Origin of the sequence: Actinokineospora auranticolor (assembly GCF_041897805.1) — a bacterium.
GTDB lineage: Bacteria > Actinomycetota > Actinomycetes > Mycobacteriales > Pseudonocardiaceae > Actinokineospora > Actinokineospora auranticolor.
The window spans coordinates 8,385,084-8,401,596 of record NZ_CP154825.1 but is presented as its reverse complement, the minus strand read 5'-3'; the positions used below and the strand labels follow the sequence as shown (position 1 = coordinate 8,401,596).

Annotated in this window: 19 protein-coding genes; 8 read left to right on the top strand and 11 right to left on the bottom strand. The window is 72.4% G+C overall.

The genetic code is table 11. The features are described from left to right. Position 1: 1 nt before the first annotated feature. Both V5P93_RS37055 and V5P93_RS37050 read left to right on the top strand, forming a co-directional pair. Positions 2-685, top strand: a complete 684-nt coding sequence (locus V5P93_RS37055) for an SDR family oxidoreductase (protein ID WP_104479293.1) — start codon at positions 2-4, stop codon at positions 683-685. 11 nt (positions 686-696) lie between these two features. Next, positions 697-1,224, top strand: a complete 528-nt coding sequence (locus V5P93_RS37050; protein WP_104479292.1) for a hypothetical protein — start codon at positions 697-699, stop codon at positions 1,222-1,224. Between the two features lie 3 nt (positions 1,225-1,227). Here V5P93_RS37050 and V5P93_RS37045 read toward each other — a convergent pair whose 3' ends face one another. The 9 genes from V5P93_RS37045 to V5P93_RS37005 form a co-directional block, all read right to left on the bottom strand. Then, positions 1,228-2,532, bottom strand: a complete 1,305-nt coding sequence (locus V5P93_RS37045; RefSeq protein ID WP_104479291.1) for an amidohydrolase family protein — start codon at positions 2,530-2,532, stop codon at positions 1,228-1,230. 64 nt (positions 2,533-2,596) lie between these two features. Beyond that, positions 2,597-3,646, bottom strand: coding sequence for a nitric oxide synthase oxygenase (locus V5P93_RS37040; protein WP_181043489.1), 1,050 nt, complete (start codon positions 3,644-3,646; stop codon positions 2,597-2,599). Positions 3,647-3,725: 79 nt separating this feature from the next. Beyond that, positions 3,726-4,364, bottom strand: coding sequence for a tRNA (guanosine(46)-N7)-methyltransferase TrmB (trmB, locus tag V5P93_RS37035; RefSeq protein ID WP_219823982.1), 639 nt, complete (start codon positions 4,362-4,364; stop codon positions 3,726-3,728). A gap of 206 nt (positions 4,365-4,570) precedes the next feature. Then, positions 4,571-5,095 carry a hypothetical protein gene (locus V5P93_RS37030; protein ID WP_104479451.1) on the bottom strand — a complete coding sequence of 175 codons (525 nt, stop codon included), beginning with the start codon at positions 5,093-5,095 and terminating at the stop codon, positions 4,571-4,573. Positions 5,096-5,361: 266 nt separating this feature from the next. Then, a complete protein-coding gene (locus tag V5P93_RS37025; RefSeq protein ID WP_104479289.1) occupies positions 5,362-6,105 on the bottom strand; it encodes a hypothetical protein in 744 nt (247 codons plus the stop codon). Then, positions 6,102-7,022, bottom strand: coding sequence for an ABC transporter ATP-binding protein (locus V5P93_RS37020; RefSeq protein WP_104479450.1), 921 nt, complete (start codon positions 7,020-7,022; stop codon positions 6,102-6,104). The genes V5P93_RS37025 and V5P93_RS37020 overlap by 4 nt, the downstream gene beginning before the upstream one ends. 178 nt (positions 7,023-7,200) lie before the next feature. Next, positions 7,201-7,932 (bottom strand): ABC transporter permease, encoded by a 732-nt coding sequence (locus tag V5P93_RS37015; RefSeq protein ID WP_104479288.1) that lies wholly within the window; start codon positions 7,930-7,932, stop codon positions 7,201-7,203. Continuing rightward, positions 7,932-8,696 (bottom strand): ABC transporter permease, encoded by a 765-nt coding sequence (locus V5P93_RS37010; protein WP_104479287.1) that lies wholly within the window; start codon positions 8,694-8,696, stop codon positions 7,932-7,934. The genes V5P93_RS37015 and V5P93_RS37010 overlap by 1 nt, the downstream gene beginning before the upstream one ends. A gap of 4 nt (positions 8,697-8,700) precedes the next feature. After that, a complete protein-coding gene (locus V5P93_RS37005) occupies positions 8,701-9,645 on the bottom strand; it encodes an ABC transporter ATP-binding protein (RefSeq protein ID WP_104479286.1) in 945 nt (314 codons plus the stop codon). Positions 9,646-9,896: 251 nt separating this feature from the next. Between V5P93_RS37005 and V5P93_RS37000 the strand changes: the two genes are divergently transcribed. Then, positions 9,897-10,472 carry a TetR/AcrR family transcriptional regulator gene (locus tag V5P93_RS37000; protein WP_104479285.1) on the top strand — a complete coding sequence of 192 codons (576 nt, stop codon included), beginning with the start codon at positions 9,897-9,899 and terminating at the stop codon, positions 10,470-10,472. A gap of 35 nt (positions 10,473-10,507) precedes the next feature. Further along, positions 10,508-11,413, top strand: coding sequence for an SDR family oxidoreductase (locus V5P93_RS36995; protein ID WP_104479449.1), 906 nt, complete (start codon positions 10,508-10,510; stop codon positions 11,411-11,413). Between the two features lie 20 nt (positions 11,414-11,433). Here V5P93_RS36995 and V5P93_RS36990 read toward each other — a convergent pair whose 3' ends face one another. Together V5P93_RS36990 and V5P93_RS36985 are read right to left on the bottom strand one after the other, a co-directional pair. Further along, on the bottom strand, positions 11,434-12,090 hold the full coding sequence (locus V5P93_RS36990; RefSeq protein WP_104479284.1) for a response regulator transcription factor: 657 nt from the start codon (positions 12,088-12,090) through the stop codon (positions 11,434-11,436). Between the two features lie 25 nt (positions 12,091-12,115). Beyond that, positions 12,116-13,276 carry a sensor histidine kinase gene (locus V5P93_RS36985; protein ID WP_181043508.1) on the bottom strand — a complete coding sequence of 387 codons (1,161 nt, stop codon included), beginning with the start codon at positions 13,274-13,276 and terminating at the stop codon, positions 12,116-12,118. A 184-nt stretch (positions 13,277-13,460) separates the two neighbouring features. On the opposite strand from V5P93_RS36985, the gene V5P93_RS36980 reads away from it, so the two are divergent. The 4 genes from V5P93_RS36980 (at position 13,461) to V5P93_RS36965 (ending at position 16,422) form a co-directional block, all read left to right on the top strand. Further along, on the top strand, positions 13,461-15,032 hold the full coding sequence (locus V5P93_RS36980) for a dynamin family protein (RefSeq protein WP_104479283.1): 1,572 nt from the start codon (positions 13,461-13,463) through the stop codon (positions 15,030-15,032). A gap of 159 nt (positions 15,033-15,191) precedes the next feature. After that, a complete protein-coding gene (locus tag V5P93_RS36975; protein ID WP_245931271.1) occupies positions 15,192-15,527 on the top strand; it encodes a PadR family transcriptional regulator in 336 nt (111 codons plus the stop codon). Further along, positions 15,524-15,862: a hypothetical protein gene (locus tag V5P93_RS36970; RefSeq protein ID WP_104479281.1), complete on the top strand. Its 339-nt coding sequence runs from the start codon at positions 15,524-15,526 to the stop codon at positions 15,860-15,862. Before V5P93_RS36975 ends, V5P93_RS36970 begins: the two co-directional genes overlap by 4 nt. A 305-nt stretch (positions 15,863-16,167) precedes the next feature. Continuing rightward, positions 16,168-16,422: a hypothetical protein gene (locus V5P93_RS36965; RefSeq protein WP_146108032.1), complete on the top strand. Its 255-nt coding sequence runs from the start codon at positions 16,168-16,170 to the stop codon at positions 16,420-16,422. Positions 16,423-16,513 lie beyond the last annotated feature (91 nt).

Genomic DNA, 16,513 nt, shown 5'->3' with positions numbered 1-16,513 from the left:
CATGCCCCTGGCCCTGATCACCGGCGCGTCCCGAGGTATCGGCGCGGCCACCGCGCGCGCCCTCGCCGACACGCACACGCTCCTGCTCGGTGGTCGCGACGAGGCGGCGCTGGCCGCGCTGGCCGCCGAGCTGCCCGACGCACGGCCGTGGCCGGTCGAGCTGACCGACCACGCGGCCTTGGCCGCCGCGGCGGCCGAATTGTCCACTTTGGACGTCCTGGTGCACTCCGCCGGTGTGGCGCGGGTGGGTCCGCTGGCCGCGGCGTCGGCGGACCTGTGGCGGAGCACCTACGAGATCAACGTCGTGGCGGTCGCGGAGCTGACCCGGCTGCTGCTCCCCGCGCTGCGCGCCGCCCGGGGCCGCGTGGTGCTGGTGAACTCGGGCGCGGGCAAGTCCGCCAACCCCGGGTGGGGCCCGTACGCGGCGAGCAAGTTCGCCCTCACCGCCTACGCCGACGTGCTGCGCGGCGAGGAGGAAGCGGCGGGTATCCGGGTCACCTCGGTCTTCCCCGGTCGCACCGACACGGACATGCAACGCGTGGTCCGCGCCGACGAGGGTGGGGACTACGAACCGGCGAAGTACCTGCGGCCGGAGTCGGTCGCCGAGTCCATCCGGACCGCCGTGTTCGCCGCCGACGACGCGCATCTGACGGAACTGGTCATCCGGTCCCGCCCGGTTCGCTAGTTTCTCCGCCCGTGGGGGAGAAAACACGCAAGCCCAAGGTCCTGCGCTGGCTCGTCCTGTGGGTCGCGTTCACCGTGGTGGGCGCCGTCTGGCTGTGGGTCGACGGCGCGGCGATCTTCGCGGGCCGGGCGCTGGGCGCCAACGAGGTCGAGGCGACGCGGGCCGGTGTCCAGGTCACCGTGGAGGAAGGCGACCTGCTCGGCCTCAACCCCCACGGCAACGGCCAGTACCAGTGCAAGCTCCGAACCGACTCCGGCGAGGAGCGGTTCTTCCTGCTCCAGGACAAGGGCATGTTCGAGCGCGGCGCCCGGTGGGACAAGCAGACCGTGACGATGTGGTTCACCGGAACCGCCACCGTCACCTGCGACCAGTCCACGGACGTCCGGCTGCCCGCGTGGTTCGAGCGCAAGCGGCTGCTCAGCGGCATCGGGTTCGGTCTGCTCGGCGTGAGTGCCGGGTGCGCCCTGCTGGCCGGGGTCAACTCCTGGCGCAGGCTGCGGCAATCCCGGAACCGGACCGCGCCCGCCCCGGTGGGCTGAGGCTCAGACCAGCCCGGCGACGGCCTTGCGGGACGCGCCCAGCGCCTCGTCCCACGACACGCGCACCGGCGCGCCCTCGCTGACCACGACGTCCCCGGCGACCCACACGTCCCGCACCGTCCGGGACCCGGCCGCCCACACCAGGTTCGACAGCAGCTGCTCGTCCGACACGTCGAGCCCGCCCGCGAAGGCCGGGTCGTCGACGCCGACGTGCACCAGGTCGGCCCAAGCGCCCGGTGCCAGCACGCCGATGTCGTCGCGGGACAGGGCCGCGGCGCTGCCCCGGGTCGCCATCAGCAGCAGGTCCGCCGCGCCGAGCGCGGTCGAGTCCAGTGTGGACACACGGCTGAGCAGGCCCGCCAACCGCATGTCCTCCCACAGGTCCAGGTCGTCGTTGCTGGCGGGCCCGTCGGTGCCCAGCCCCAGCGCCACCCCGGCCGCGCGCAGGTCGCCGACCCGGGCGATGCCGGACGCCAGCTTCATGTTCGACCCGGGGCAGTGCGCGACGCCGACACCGCGCCGGGCGAACACCGCGATGTCCTCGTCGGACAGGTGGACCGAGTGCGCGGCCAGCACCCGGCCGCCGAACAGCTCCGCCCGGTCCATCAGCGCGGCCATCGACCCGTGCGACTCGCGCTGCGCCACGTCCTCCGGCAGCGACTCCGACACGTGCACCTGCACCAGCGCCCCGCGCTCGCGGGCCGCCGCGCCGACCTCGCCCAGCGCCGCCGGGGAGAGCATGTAGCCGGAGTGCGGGCCGTAGCCGACCTCGATGCGCTGGCCCGGCCCGAACCGCAGGCCGTCCGCGTCGATCCACGCGCTGGTCGCGGCCAGCTGCGCGCGCCAGTCCCACCCGGGGGCGTCGATCACCGCCGGGGCCAGCACGAGCCGGGCGCCGGTGTCGAGCACGGCGCGGACCACTTCCTCGCCGTGGAAGTACATCTCCGCGCTGGTGGTCACGCCCGCGCGCAGCATCTCCAGCGAGCCGAGCACCATGCCGGTGTGGATGTCGGCCGGGGCCAGCTTCGCCTCGGCTGGCCAGATGACCTCGGTCAGCCAGCGCACCAGCGGCAGGTCGCCGCCGAGGCCGCGCAGCAGCGTCATCGGGCTGTGCGCGTGCGCGTTCACCAGGCCGGGCAGCAGGATGCCGGTCAGCTCGCGCACCGGGGCGGAGGACGGCGGGGCGCTCGCCCGGGGGCCGCAGTGGGTGATCCGGCCACCGGCGTCGACGTCGACGACCGCGTCGCGCAGCACCGAGCAGGTCGGGTCGCACGGCAGCACGATGGGGGCGCGCAGGCGCAGGCTCATGCGCCCGATCCTCCCACCGCCCCGGCACCGGGCGCGGGTCGGTGTCACCCGCCGGTGTCGGATCTCAGCGCTTGACGGGGATCTGGCGGAGGAAGGCGGGGCGGTGCGGGGCCTCGGTCGCGGGGGCGTAGACCTCGGCCGAGTGCTCGATGCGCACGCCCGCCGCGTCGAAGGAGTGCAGCACCGCGCGGTTGAGCTCGAGGGCGACGCGGTCGCGCCAGAGCGTGCGGTCGCTGCTGGTGTCCAGGCCCAGCCGCCGCGCCACCGCGGTGGCCTTGCCGTACGCGGCTTCCTCGCCGAGCACGTCCTCGCCGATCGCGCGGCAGATGTAGATGCCGTTGTACGGCGCGGCGGGGTAGTCGATGCCGCCGATGTGCAGGCGGGTGTTGCTGATCACCGGGACCGCGTGCCAGCGCAGGTCCAGCTCGGTGAACCAGGCGAACTCCGGGTGCGCCAGCCGCACCTCGACCACGGCCTCGCGCGGGATGGGGAACAGCCGCACGCCGTCGTCGTCGGTCTCCACGACCAGTGGGAGCAGGTCGAACGGGCCGCGCTCGACCGGCGGGCGCCACCCCAACCGGCAGACCCCGGTGGTGAAGTCGACGTAGCGGCGGTCGCCGAGCACGCCGTCGGCCTCGCGGTAACCGGCGTAGCGGACCAGTTGGTCGTTGCGGATGCGCGGTCCCGCCCGCCACGGCGTGTCCGGCGCGAACACGCTGACCACCGGTCTGACCGCGCCGCCCGCCGCGGCCATCCGCAGGTGGTGCACGCACTCGGCGGCCACCGCCGTGGCGTCGCGGACCTCGCGCAGGTCGCGCACCAGCAAACCGCGCCACGGCACCGTGTCCGGGCACCAGCCGCTCTCGCGCAGCGCGACCCGGGCGCCGAAGGCCAGTTCGGCGGGGGTGTGCCGGTAGGTGCCGGTCGCGGCGACCTCCGCGCGGACCTTGGCCAGCCGCGCGGCCAACGGCCCCGCCTTGGGCCGCGCGTCGTGGAAGACCTGGAGGAACCGCTCGGCCGCCGTGAAGAGCGAGTCGGCGGGGCGGTTGCGTGGCGACGGCGGCCCCGGGTCGGTCGGGGGTGCGGGGGTGGGGGCATCGCGCAGGGCCGTCACATCACTGGATATCGGTACTCAAGCCCCGCGCCTCGACTACTCGGACGTGTGGTCCTTGCCGAACCCCTGTCACCGACGGTCAGTCATTCACTCGTTCGAAGATGAGATCACGACTGATCCGTCCCTCGGTGCGGGCGCGGGACTCGAACTTGGTCACCGGCCGCCACTCCGGCCGCGGCGCCCACCCGTCGAACCGGTTGCGCAGCAGCGGTTCCCCGGACAGCACCGCCAGCATCTGCTCGGCGTAGTTCTCCCAGTCGGTCGCCAGGTGGAAGGTGCCCCCCGGCGCCAACCGCGACGCGACGAGCCCCGCGAACGACGGCTGCACGATGCGGCGCTTGTGGTGCTTCTTCTTCGGCCAGGGGTCTGGGAAGAACAACCGGACCCCGGACAGCGATCCCGGTGCGATGTGGTCGGTCAGCAGGACGACGGCGTCGCCGCGCAGCAGCCGGAGGTTGGTCAGCCCCATCGCCTCGGCCCGCAGCATCAGCTGCGCCAACCCCGGCTCGTACACCTCGACCGCCAGGTAGTTCACCTCCGGCGCGGCCTGCGCGAGGAGCGAGGTGGTCTCCCCCATCCCGGACCCGATCTCCAGCAGCACCGGCGCCGACCGCCCGAACCACCGATCCGCGTCGAGGGTCCCCTCGGGCAGGTCACCGACCTGCCGACCCAACTCCGGCCACCGCCGCTCCCACGCCTTGGCCTGGCCCACCGTCATCCGGCCACCGCGGTGCACGAAACTCACCACCGTCCGCCGGGGCCGGTCGTCGAACGGTTCGGTGGCGCTGGTCGGGTGCTGGTCCGGCTGAGTCACCCGAACAGCGTGCCACCTGCCGGTTCACCCGCTGACGCCCACTCCCGCTCCGCGCGGCCCACCGCGGGCGCGCCGCCGCCGAGGCGCGAACCCGGTCCACCGCCCGGACCTCAGGGTCTTAACGACTCCAACCTGGACAGGTTGGCGCGCAGGTCCGGCAGTCCCCGCACCGGGATCGGCGCCGGGGCCGGGCCGCCCGCGTGCACCGCCACCACGTCGATCCAGCCCGGGTGCCGGTGCGTGTGCGCCAACGTGGTCGGCATGCCGGGTTCGACCAGCGCGCGTTCGGACGGCATGAACTCCCAGTAGCCCGCGTCGCCGTCCACGCCCCACGGGACGAAGACCCACCCCGGGCGGGCGTTCAGCAGCTTGGCCACCCGGTCCTCGACGGCGAAGCCCTCGCGCCGGGAGGGGAGTTCGCCCGCGGCGACCGCGCGCAGCCACCACGGGGCGGGCAGGGCCCGCTCGGCCGCCGACGCGGCGCGGTAGAGGGCGACGACCTGGGCCTCCGGTGCGCGGTGCACCCAGGCCCGGCGGGCCTCGCCCGGCGCGGTGGCCTCGCCCGCCACCGGCTGTTCCAGTGCTTCGGACCACTCCAGTCCGATGAGCGGTTCGACGTGCAGTCCTCGGTGCATCGGGATGGTCTGCCGCTTGCGGGCGGCGTTGGAGTCGATCACCGTCAAGGTCCACCTCCAAGGGTTCCGAGACGGGTCTGTGGGTCCATCTGACCCCGTGACGGACGGTAAGTCCGTAACGTGTGGGGGGTCTCACACTTACTTAACGTGGTCTTAATCCCGCAGTTTGTTGTAGGAAACGGCGCGCGCCGCCACTAGAGGCGGAAGTCCTTCGGCCAGGTCGAAGGGCCTTTCCCAGACTTCCCGGACACCTCACGCAGCGTGGTTCACGCGTCCCGGCGCGCCGCCGTGGCGATCCCGGCGGCCAGCACGACCAGCGAGATGGCGGCGAAGTAGGCCAGGTAGCCCCACGGGCTCAGCGGCAGGTCCGACCGGTTCGCCGCGTCGTCGCCGGTGGCGCCGATGAACCGGTCGGCGGCGAAGAACGGCAGCCACCGCTGGATGTCGTCGCCGATCTTGGGGATGAGCTGGACCAGGCTCTCCACCAGCAGCGAGTAGACCAGCAGCAGCGCGACCGCGCCCGCGGTCTGCCGCACCAGGATGCCCACGCCGAGCGCGAGCAGGCCGGTCAGCGCGAACACCAGCGCCTGCCCGGCCACCGGCCGCCAGTCCTCGGCGCCGGTGAGCGCCAGGTCGGCGCCGGCGTGGATGGCCCGGAACACGCCCCAGCAGCCGAAGCCGACGAGCGCGCCGATCACCGCGGTCACCGCCGCCACCACGGTCGCCTTCGCGGTCAGCGCGGTCACCCGGTTCGGCACGGCCTGGAACGTGCTGCGGATCGTGCCGAAGCGGTACTCGCTGGTGACCGCGAGCGCGGCCAGCACCAGCACCACCGCCCGGCCCAGGTTGGTGGTGATCTGGGTGTTCGCCACGGTGGCGTCGATCTGGTCGCCCGCCTGCGCGGCCAGCAGCGCGGTGAACCCGACCGGCAGCGCGACGGCCAGGAGCCCGCAGGCCCACGGCGAGCGGGTGCTGAACAGCTTGATCCGTTCCGCGGCGAGCAGGCTCATGCGGTCGGTCCCTCCTCGGTGGCGGCCTGGTACTCCACCGTCCCACCGGTCAGCTGGATGAACGCCTGCTCCAGCGAACCGGCGTGGTTGCTCAGCTCGTGCAGGGTGATCCGCGCCGCCGCGGCCAGCTCGCCGACCTCCGCACTGTCCATTCCGGACACCTGCAACCCGTCGCCGTCCTGGCTCAGCTTGGCGCCCTCGGCGCTGAGCACCTCGGCGAGCCTGCCCAGCTCCGGGCTGCGCACGAGGACGGAGTTCTCCGTGGCGTGCGCGATGAAGTCGCCGACGGTGCCCTGGTAGATCAGCTTGCCGCGGCCGATGACCACCAGGTCCTGCGCGGTCTGCGACATCTCGGAGAGCAGGTGGCTGGAGACGAAGACGGTGCGCCCCTCTTCGGCCAACCGGTGCATGAACCGCCGGATCCAGAGGATGCCCTCGGGGTCCAGGCCGTTGACCGGCTCGTCGAACAGCAGCACCTTGGGATCACCCAGAAGTGCGGCGGCGATGCCGAGCCGCTGGGACATGCCCAGGGAGAACCCGCCCGCGTTCTTGCGCGCCACCGAGGTCAGCCCGACCAGGTCGAGCACCTCGTCCACCGCGGTGCCCGGCAGCTTGTTCGACGTGGCCAGCCAGCTCAGGTGCGCGCGGGCCGAACGGTTGGGGTGCACCCATTTCGCGTCCAGCAGCGCGCCGACGGTGCGCAGCGGTTGGCGCAGGTCGCGGTAGTGCTCGCCATCGATGCGGACGTCGCCGGAGGTGGGGCGGTCGAGGCCGAGGATCATCCGCATGGTCGTCGACTTGCCCGCGCCGTTGGGCCCCAGGAACCCGGTCACCCGCCCCTCGCTCACGGTGAACGAGAGGTTGTCCACCGCGACCGTGCGGCCGTAGTGCTTTGTCAGACCGGACGCCTCGATCATGCGGCCGATGGTCGCACGCATCCCACGAGCGCGCGAACGGATCGGCCAACCCGGACGCGCGTCTTACCCCGGACACGCGGAAACCCGGGCCACCCCCCGAAAGGTGACCCGGGCTCCCATTCCCCGTGCGGGTCCGGCCGTTCCCCGAATGATCGGCCGAACCGGTGGTGGGTAGTGCCTAGGCGTCCCGGCGGTTGACCGCCACCATCGCGGCGGCGAACAGCGCCGCGGCGACACCGGCGAGGTAGGCCAGCGAACCCCACGGACCGATCGGCGGCGTGGTGAACTCCGGCGGGTTCAGGAACCGCTCCGCGTTCACGAACGGCATCCAGTCGTGGATGTGCGGGCCCGCCCCCGGGATGAGCTGGACCAGGTTCTCCACCAGCAGCGGCCAGATCAGCAGGATCGAGATCGCGCCCGCAGACTGGCGCACCAGTGTGCCGACCGCGACCGCGATGACCGCGGCGAGCGCGTAGACCAGTCCGACGCCCGCGACCATGCGCACGTCGGCGCCGGTCGCGATGGCCATCTCCGGTCCGCCCGCGATCACCCGGGTGACCGTCCACGAGCCGAACGCGGCGATCTCGCCGATGACCGCGGCCAGCACCGCCACGACGGCGGTCTTGGCGACCAGCACCGCGCTGCGGTTGGGCACGGCCTGGAAGGTGGCGCGGATGGTGGAGAAGCGGTACTCCGTGGTGACCGCCAGCGCGGCCATCACCAGCACGACCACGAGCCCGAACTGGATGCCGAACTGGCTGTGCTCGACCTGCAGCGGGCGGCCCTCGCTGTGGTTGAGCGCGACCAGCCCGGCGAACCCGATGGTGAGCCCGAGTGCCGCGACGATGGACCACCACGGCGAGCGGGTGGTGAACAGCTTGATGCGCTCGGTGGCCAGCAGCGTGGTCATCAGGCGTCCCTCCGGTTCGCGACGGCCAGCGCGATGACCATCATGACCACGGCGAACCCGGCGAAGTAGAGCAGCGCGGGCCACGGGGACAGCCCCGCGTCGGCCAGCGGCGGACCCTCGTTGATGTTGCGCAGGGTCACGTCCGGGTCGCCGGTGATGAACTTGGCGGACATGGTGAAGGGCATCCACCGGTGGATGTCGTTGCCGATCCGGGGGATCAGCGAGACCAGGTTCTCGACCAGCTGGACGTAGACCAGCAGCAGGGCGATGGCACCCGCGGAGTGCCGCACCAGCACGCCGACCGCGACCGCGATGACCGCGGCGACGGCGTACACCAGGCCGACACCGGCGACCGCGCGCCACTCGTAGGGCGTGTTGAGCGCCAGGTCCGACGCGGGCTTGATGAGCTTGCCGATGCCCCACGACCCGAACGCGGCCAGCTCGCCGAGCACACCGGCGAGGATCGCGACGACGGCGGTCTTGGCCAGCAGCGCCTTGCCGCGGTTGGGCACGGCCAGGAAGGTGGCCCGGATGGTGCCGAAGCGGTACTCGGTGGTGATCGCCAGCGCGGCCATCACCATGATCACGACGAGGCCGAAGGTGTAGCCGAACTGGGTGGCGGCCACGGTCAGCGGCGTCTCGGTGTTGGCCGTACCGGCCATGAGCGCGCCGAACCCGACGGTCAGCGCCAGTGCGATGAGCGAGCACCACCACGGCGAGCGGGTGGAGAACAGCTTCATCCGTTCAACGGCGAGCAGGGTCATGACGTCACTTCCCGGCCGTGGTCAGGGTCGCGGGCACACCGGGCTCGGCGATCTCGGTGTGGTATTCGACGGAGTCGCCGGTCAGCTGCATGAACGCCTCCTCCAGCGAGCCGCGCTGCGGGCTGAGCTCGTGCAGCACGACGCCCTCCCGCGCGGCCAGCTCGCCGATGTCGGCGCAGTCCATGCCGGAGACGACCAGGGCCTCGCCCTCGTCGCGGATCGACACGCCCAGCTTGCCCAGCGCGCTGCGCAGCGGCGCGAGCTGCGGGCTGCGCACCCGCACGGTGTTCTCCGTGGCCTGGGTGACGAAGTCCTCGGTGCTGCTCTGCGAGATGAGCTTGCCGCGGCCGATGACCACCAGCTCCTGGGCGGTCAGCGCCATCTCCGACAGCAGGTGGCTGGAGACGAAGACCGTGCGGCCCTCCTCGGCCAGCCGGTGCATGAACTTGCGGATCCAGAGGATGCCCTCGGGGTCCAGGCCGTTGACCGGCTCGTCGAACAGCAGCACCTGCGGGTCGCCCAGCAGCGCCGCGGCGATGCCCAGGCGCTGGGACATGCCCAGCGAGAAGCCGCCCGCCCGCTTGCCCGCCACGCTGGTCAGGCCGACGATCTCCAGCACCTCGTCCACCCGCTTGGCGGGCAGCCGGTTCGACCGCGCCAGCCACTGCAGGTGCGCGCGGGCCGAGCGGTTGGGGTGCACCCACTTCGCGTCCAGCAGCGCGCCGACGGTGCGCAGCGGCTGCTGCAGGTCGCGGTAGCGCTTGCCGTCGATCAGCGCGGTCCCCCCGGTCGGGGTGTCCAACCCCAGGATCATGCGCATGGTCGTCGACTTCCCGGCGCCGTTCGGGCCGAGGAAGCCGGTCACCCGGCCGCTCGGCACCGAGAACGACAGGTTGTCGACGGCGAGCGTCTTGCCGTATCGCTTGGTGAGGCCGACTGCCTCGATCATGGCTACTCCTCGTGCTTGCTGCCTGTGTCGCACATCCCCCGATGTACGTCCCCCGGGTGACCCATTCCAGAGTGGCACTACCGCCCGTCGCTTGGCGTCGTCCTCTGGTTCCCCTCTCGGGTCAACTCGCAGGTGTACCCTCCCGCGATCCTGAGAGCCGGGGTATCCGTGACGACCCTGACCCGACCCTGATCCGCGCCACCGGTCCGGTTGGGGCTGACAGGGTTATTGAACCATGGTTCAATAACTGCGTGGCACGCCCCAAGACCATCACCGACCAGCGGCTCCTCGACTCCGCGCACACCGTGATCGGCCGGGTCGGGCCGGGGTTCACCCTGGCCCAGGTGGCCGCCGAGGCCGGGGTCTCGGTGGGGACCGTCGGTCAGCGGTTCGGCTCCAAGGACGGCCTGCTGCGCGCGCTGTTCACCCACGCCACCGCCGAGGTCGACGCCGTGATGCTGGCCGCGGCCGACGCGGAGGCCGACCCGGTGGCCGGTCTGCGCGCCGCCGCCGTGGCCACGTTCCTGTCCCTGGGGGACGCGGAGACGGCGGCCAACCACCTCGGTCAGCTCGCCGTCGACCTCGCCGACGAGCACCTGCGCGGCCAACTGGGCCGCCACTTCGCGGTGATGCAGGAGCGGCTGCGGCACGCCTTCGACCGGGCCGCGCCGCTGCTGCCGGGGGCACCCGCGCCGGAGGTCGCCGCGCGCGTGCTGCTGTCGCTGGTCAACGGGGTGTCCATCGACTGGTCCATCCGCCCCCACGGGCGGATCGCGGACCGACTCGGCCAAGACGTGGACGCGGTGCTGGACGCCTGGCGCCGCTAAGGGAGGAGAACTTCGTGGCAAGCGAGCACAAACCGCTGGCGGGCAAGGTCGCGGTCGTCACGGGCGCGACGCGCGGGTGCGGTCGGGGCATCGCGGTGGAGTTGGGCGCGGCGGGCGCGGCGGTCTACGTCACCGGCCGCACGACCCGCGATGTCGCGTCGCCGATCAAGCGCGCGGAGACGATCGAGGAGACCGCCGAACTCGTCGACGCGGCGGGCGGCACCGGGATCGCGGTGCGCTGCGACTTCTCCGCGGTGTCCGATGTGGAGGCGCTGCGCGACCGGGTCGCGCGCGACCACGGGCACGTCGACGTCCTGGTCGACGACGTCTGGGGCGGCGACCCGTTCGTCGAGTTCGGCACCCCGTTCTGGGAGTCGGACCTGGACAAGGCGCTCGGCGTGGTGCGCAACGGCGTCGACACCCACCTGATCGCCCTGCACAAGCTGCTGCCGCTGGTCGTCGACCGGCCCGGCGGCCTGGTCGTCGAGGTGACCGACGGCGACACCGACCGCTACTGGCCGGGCGTCGGCATCCCGTACTTCGTGGTCAAGTCGAGCATCCGGGCCATCGGCCGGGTGCTCGGCGCGGACCTGGCCGCGCACGGCACCACCGGGCTCGCGGTAACCCCAGGCTTCCTGCGCTCGGAGATGATGCTGGAGCACTTCGGCGTCACCGAGGCCACCTGGCGCGACGGGGTCGCCAAGGACCCGAACTACATCATGTCCGAGACCCCGAACTACGTCGGCCGGGCCATCGCCGCGCTCGCCGCGGACCCGGGGGTGTCCCGGTTCGCCGGTCAGGTCCTGGCCAGCTGGACGCTGATGCGCGAGTACGGCTTCACCGACCTCGACGGCACCCGGCCGGACTGGGGCCGCTGGCACGACGACGTCGTCGACCGGGGCGTCGACCCGACCACGGTGGACGCCGCCGCCTACCGGTAGTCGCTCCCGCCCCGGCGGCGCTACACGTCGCCGGGGCGCACCAACCCGGTCTCGTAGGCCAGGACCACGGCCTGCACCCGGTCCCGCAGCTCCAGTTTGGACAGCACCCGGCCCACGTGCGTCTTGACCGTGGCCTCGGACAGGAACAGCTTGCGGGCGATCTCGGTGTTGGACAGGCCCTGGGCCATCAGCACCAGCACCTCCCGCTCCCGCTCGGTCAGCACGTCGAGCACCGACGCGTCGCGCAGCTCTCCGCCACCGGGGCCGAGGAACCGGTCGAGCAGCCGCCGGGTCACGCTCGGCGAGACCACCGCGTCGCCGCTGGCCACCGAGCGCAGCGCGGAGATCAGGTGGCTGGGCGGGGTGTCCTTGAGCAGGAAGCCGCTGGCCCCGTTGCGCAGCGCGGACAGCGCGTACTCGTCGAGGTCGAAGGTGGTCATCACCAGCACCTTCGACGTGCCCGCCTCGGTGATGACCCGGGTCGCCTCCACGCCGTCGAGCACCGGCATGCGCACGTCCATCAGCACCACGTCCGGGCGCAGCTGCTCGGCCAGCGCGATCGCGGCCTTGCCGTCCCCGGCCTCGCCGACGACCTCCATGTCCTCCTGCGCGCCGAGCACCATGCGGAACCCGACCCGCATCAGCTCCTGGTCATCGACCAACACAACCCTGATCACATGGGTCAAGGTAACGCCCTTCCACTCACGCGGTGCTCACCGGCAGCACGGCCCGCACGCGCCAGCCACCTTGCTCGTGCGGTCCCGCCTGGAGCGTGCCGCCGAAGACGTTGGCCCGCTCGCGCATGCCGATCAGCCCGTTGCCGCCGACCGTGGCCAGCCGGGAGATCCCGGGGCCGCGGTCGGTGATGTCCAGTTCGACCCGGTCCCCCACCCGGCGCACCTGCACGGCGGCCGAGGCCCCCGGGCCCGCGTGCTTGATGGTGTTGGTCAACGCCTCCTGGACGATCCGGTAGATGCCCAGGCCGACGCCCGCGGGCAGGTCGTCGAGCTCGCCGGTGAGGTCGAGGCGCACCGGCACCCCGATCGCCCGGACCCGCTCGGCCAGCTCCGAGATGGACTGGGCGCCCGGCTGCGGGGTGCGGTCGATCTCGGTGTCGTCGCTGCGCAGCACGCCGAGCAGGCGGCGCAGCTCGGTCAGCGCCTCGCGGCCGGTCGCGGAGATCGTGTTCAGCGCCCGCTCGGCCATCTCGGGCTGGGCGCGCACCGCGTACGCGGCGCCGTCGGCCTGCACCACGATGACGCTCACCGCGTGCGCCACCACGTCGTGCAGCTCCCGGGCGATCCGGGCGCGTTCCTGCCCGACGGCGATCCGCGCCTGCTGGTCCCGTTCGGTCTCCAGCAGCGCCAGCCGCCGCTCGACCTCGACGTGGTAGGCCCGGCGGGCGCCGGAGAACTCGCCCAGCGCCCAGCAGAACGCGAAGATCACCACGATGACCGTGGCGGGCAGGATCGACTGCGGCAGCTCCATCCGCCAGGTCGCCCAGATCGTGGTGCCGATGGCCAGCCACAGCACGTAGAGCGCGCCCTGCCTGCGGCTGACGTAGGCCACGACGGTGTAGAGCGAGATGCCCAGCGCGATGTCGACCGGCCGCAGCCGGGCGTCCACACCGTGCAGCACGGGCGGGCCGTGGGTGAGCAGCTGCAGGAAACCGGCGCCGAGGATGAGGTACGCCGACAGCAGCGGGTCGCGCCTGCGGATGAGCAGCGGGCCCAGCATCAGCACGCCGGTCACCCAGAACACCACCAGGTTCACCCCGGTCGGCGGGGTGAACAGCGAGACCGACTCCAGCAGCGCGAGCAGCGCGGCGACGACGCTGTCCCCGACGATCGGGTGCGCCTTCATCCAGAGGCTGAGTCTCCGCACGCCACCAAGGGTAGGTACCCCCGGTGACCAGGCGCGTCCACCCGCCGTCGCATTGCCGGTCCGCCTGTGGGTTGAACGGCCGGGTGGCGCGAACCCGACCGGTGTGGACCCGCGGCGCGCCCGGTCATGGCACGATGCTGGCGAAAAACCAGGGGAGGACGGCGTGTCGACCGCGACCGAGCAACAGCACCTGGCCGGGCCGCTGTCCGCGGCGGTGGCCAACCTGTGCCAGCGGCTGCAGCCGCAGGTGTCCGCGCGCACCGCCGCCGGGTTCCGCGAGGTGCTGCGCAGGCTGTCCGCGCCGCTGCAGGTCGCCGTGGCGGGCCGGATCAAGTCCGGCAAGTCCACGCTGGTCAACGCGCTGATCGGCAGGCGGGTCGCGCCGACCGACGTGGGCGAGTGCACCCGGCTGGTCACCCGCTTCCAGTACGGCACGGTCGACCGGGTCGAGCTGGTGTTCTTCGACGGCACCAAGCAGGTGCTGCCCTTCGACGCGGGCGGCATGATCCCGAAGGACCTCGAGGTCGACTTCGACAAGGTCTCGCACCTGGAGGCGTACCTGACCAACGCCGTCCTGCGCGACCTGACCGTCATCGACACCCCCGGTCTCGGCTCGCTCGACCTGGCCTCGGTCAAGCGCACGGAGCAGCTGCTCGGCGCGGCCAAGCACAGCGCCGAAGACGGCGAAGAGGTCGAGGCGCCGGAGAACGACGACCTGGATGACACCTCCCGCAACGCGGTGGCCGGTGCCGAGGCCGTGCTCTACGTGGTGACGCAGGGCGTGCGGGCCGACGACCAGCAGGCGCTGGCCGCGTTCACCGCCGCCACCGCCAGCCGGGAGGCCGGTCCGGTCAACGCCATCGCCGTGCTCAACAAGGCCGACACGATCACCCCGGAGTCGGTGTCCGGCAGCAACGGTGACGTGTGGACGGCCGCGCGGCTGCTGGCGGAGAAGCAGGCGAGCACGCTCAAGCCCCGGGTCGCCGACGTCATCCCGGTCATCGGCCTGATCGCCGAGTCCGCCGAGTCCGGTGGCTTCACCTCCGCCGACGCCGACGCGCTGCGCCAGCTCTCCGGTCTCGACGACGCGATCTGGGAGACCATGCTGATGTCGGCGGACATCTTCACCACCTGGGACTGCGACGTGCCCACCGGCACCCGCGTCCGGCTGCTGGAGACGCTCGACCTCTACGGCATCCGCCGGGCCGTGGACGCCCTGCGCGCCGAACCCGACCTCACCGCGGGCGCCCTGCGCCGCAAGCTGCTCGACGCCTCTGGCCTCGCCGGGGTGCGCACCAGGCTCGACGCGGTGTTCCGCGCCCGCGCCGACGGCATCAAGGCCGCCGCCGCCCTGGCCTCGGTCACCGCCCTGGCCCACGCCTCCGGCGACCCCGGCGAGCGCCAGCGCGTGCACGACGCCATCGAGGTGCTGCTGGCCAAGCCCGAGGCCCACCAGCTGCGCCTGCTGGAGGCGCTGACCCTGGTCACCTCCGGCGCGGTGAACATGCCGGAGGACCTGGCCGAGGAGGTGCTGCGGGTGGGCAGCAGCGCGGAGGTCGGCGAGCAACTGGGGATGAAGGGCCGCCCGCACAACGAGCTGACGGCCTACGCCCTGGAGCGCGCGGGCTGGTGGCGCTCGTTCGCGTCCTTCGGCGCGACCCCGGCCCAGAGCCGCGTCGCGCACGTCATCCACCGCGCGTACTTCCTCATCTGGCAGCAACTAAAAGCGCAGTGACATCTCCGCCCACCACCCACCCCCTCATCCCCACCCGGCACCGTTCCCGACTTGGCGAGCCGATGCCCCGCCTGGCAGCTGTCCCTGAAGCGCGGGCCGAGTAGGCGGGTTTCGGTCGAGTTGGTCGTTCTCTACCTAGACCCTAGGTAGAGTTAAGCCATGGGTGAGCCGAGGATGACCCAACCGACCCAGGCTGTGCTGCGAGTGCTGCTCGCCGACCCCGCGGCCGAGTTCTACGGGCTCGAACTCGGCGCGCGAGCCGGTCTGCCCAGCGGCACCGTCCACCCCATCCTCGCCAGGCTGGAGGCCTGCGGGTGGGTGGACAGCCGCTGGGAAGAGGTCGACCCGAGAGTCGAGGGCAGGCCGCGCAGGCGCTACTACCGCCTCACCGGGGCGGGGGGCGTGCGGGCAGGCGCCGCACTGGCTCGGGCCGAGGCGCGCACCCGGCAGCTCACCAGGCGTGCGGAACCGGGTTACGCGGGAGGTGCCACATGAGCAACGAACTCTTCGGCGAACTCGGCGGGAACGTGGTGGTGCGGTTGCTGAGACCGCCCGACCACACTGCCTGGGCGCGCCGCGTCAGCGACCGACCGGAGACCGAGGAGGTGACCGCCCCGTGCCCCGACTGCGCGAAGGCAGGCTTGCGCCTGCTGGGTGGCTCGATCAGGCTGCTGCCGGTGCCCCACCGGGCTCGCTACCGCGAGGAGTTCCGGGCGGAGCCGGCGGGCATCCCCGACCGCGGCGACCAGTTCCGCTACGCCGTCCGACTGCTGCTGCGAGCCCCCGCGTTGCGCCGCAGCCTCCGCGACCCCAACCGCCGAGCGGCCTGACCGACACCCCCGCGACCGCCCTGCTCCGCCACGTCATCGATGACACCGCCCGCACCCGCCGGGCCGCCGCCCTGATCCTCACCGCCGCCGCGGCCGTCGCCGCCGTCGCCGTCACCCTCGGGCTCGTGCCCACCGCCGTCGCCGGTCTGGGCGCCGCCACCGCATGGGCCGTTCGCGGTCGCCGCTCGTCCGAACGGCGGTGAATTCGCTGCGGGCGCACATTGTTTTCGCGCATCGGAAGAAATAGCGGTTACGCTCAGCTGGACGCGGCAGTGCGGTGCCGCCAATTCCCTGGAGGGGGAGTGATGGCTGACCAACAAGGAAATGGTGGCGAGCCGTACGAGGCGGAGACCACGGTGGGCCGGGACGGCTACCGCCGGAAGGTCCGGATGTCGGAGAAGGCGTACATCGAGCGCCAGGAGACCAACCGGGTCTTCGCCCGTGAGCTGGGCAAAGCGGTCGGGGGCGGGGGTGACCCGCTCACCAGGGCGGCCATCTCGATCGCCGGGGCGGTAGCCGACGCGATCGGCGGTGCGGATCGCAAGCACATCGACCGCTAGGTGTTCTCCCGCCCGGCGCCACCGGTTCGACCGGCGGCGCCGGGCTTTTTCATGTCCGGCTCCTTGTCCATTATTTGTCATTTCTGTCCCA

Excerpts from the sequence above, each read along its gene's own strand:
- V5P93_RS36965 (WP_146108032.1), top strand. The coding sequence starts at position 16,168 with ATGGCTGACCAACAAGGAAATGGTGGCGAGCCGTACGAGGCGGAGACC.
- V5P93_RS37055 (WP_104479293.1), top strand. The coding sequence starts at position 2 with ATGCCCCTGGCCCTGATCACCGGCGCGTCCCGAGGTATCGGCGCGGCC.
- V5P93_RS37015 (WP_104479288.1), bottom strand. The coding sequence starts at position 7,932 with ATGACCACGCTGCTGGCCACCGAGCGCATCAAGCTGTTCACCACCCGC.
- V5P93_RS37045 (WP_104479291.1), bottom strand. The coding sequence starts at position 2,532 with ATGAGCCTGCGCCTGCGCGCCCCCATCGTGCTGCCGTGCGACCCGACC.
- V5P93_RS37020 (WP_104479450.1), bottom strand. The coding sequence starts at position 7,022 with ATGATCGAGGCGTCCGGTCTGACAAAGCACTACGGCCGCACGGTCGCG.
- V5P93_RS37030 (WP_104479451.1), bottom strand. The coding sequence starts at position 5,095 with ATGCACCGAGGACTGCACGTCGAACCGCTCATCGGACTGGAGTGGTCC.
- V5P93_RS37005 (WP_104479286.1), bottom strand. The coding sequence starts at position 9,645 with ATGATCGAGGCAGTCGGCCTCACCAAGCGATACGGCAAGACGCTCGCC.
- V5P93_RS36975 (WP_245931271.1), top strand. The coding sequence starts at position 15,192 with ATGGGTGAGCCGAGGATGACCCAACCGACCCAGGCTGTGCTGCGAGTG.
- trmB (WP_219823982.1), bottom strand. The coding sequence starts at position 4,364 with ATGACGGTGGGCCAGGCCAAGGCGTGGGAGCGGCGGTGGCCGGAGTTG.
- V5P93_RS36985 (WP_181043508.1), bottom strand. The coding sequence starts at position 13,276 with ATGAAGGCGCACCCGATCGTCGGGGACAGCGTCGTCGCCGCGCTGCTC.
- V5P93_RS37025 (WP_104479289.1), bottom strand. The coding sequence starts at position 6,105 with ATGAGCCTGCTCGCCGCGGAACGGATCAAGCTGTTCAGCACCCGCTCG.
- V5P93_RS37010 (WP_104479287.1), bottom strand. The coding sequence starts at position 8,696 with ATGACCCTGCTCGCCGTTGAACGGATGAAGCTGTTCTCCACCCGCTCG.
- V5P93_RS36970 (WP_104479281.1), top strand. The coding sequence starts at position 15,524 with ATGAGCAACGAACTCTTCGGCGAACTCGGCGGGAACGTGGTGGTGCGG.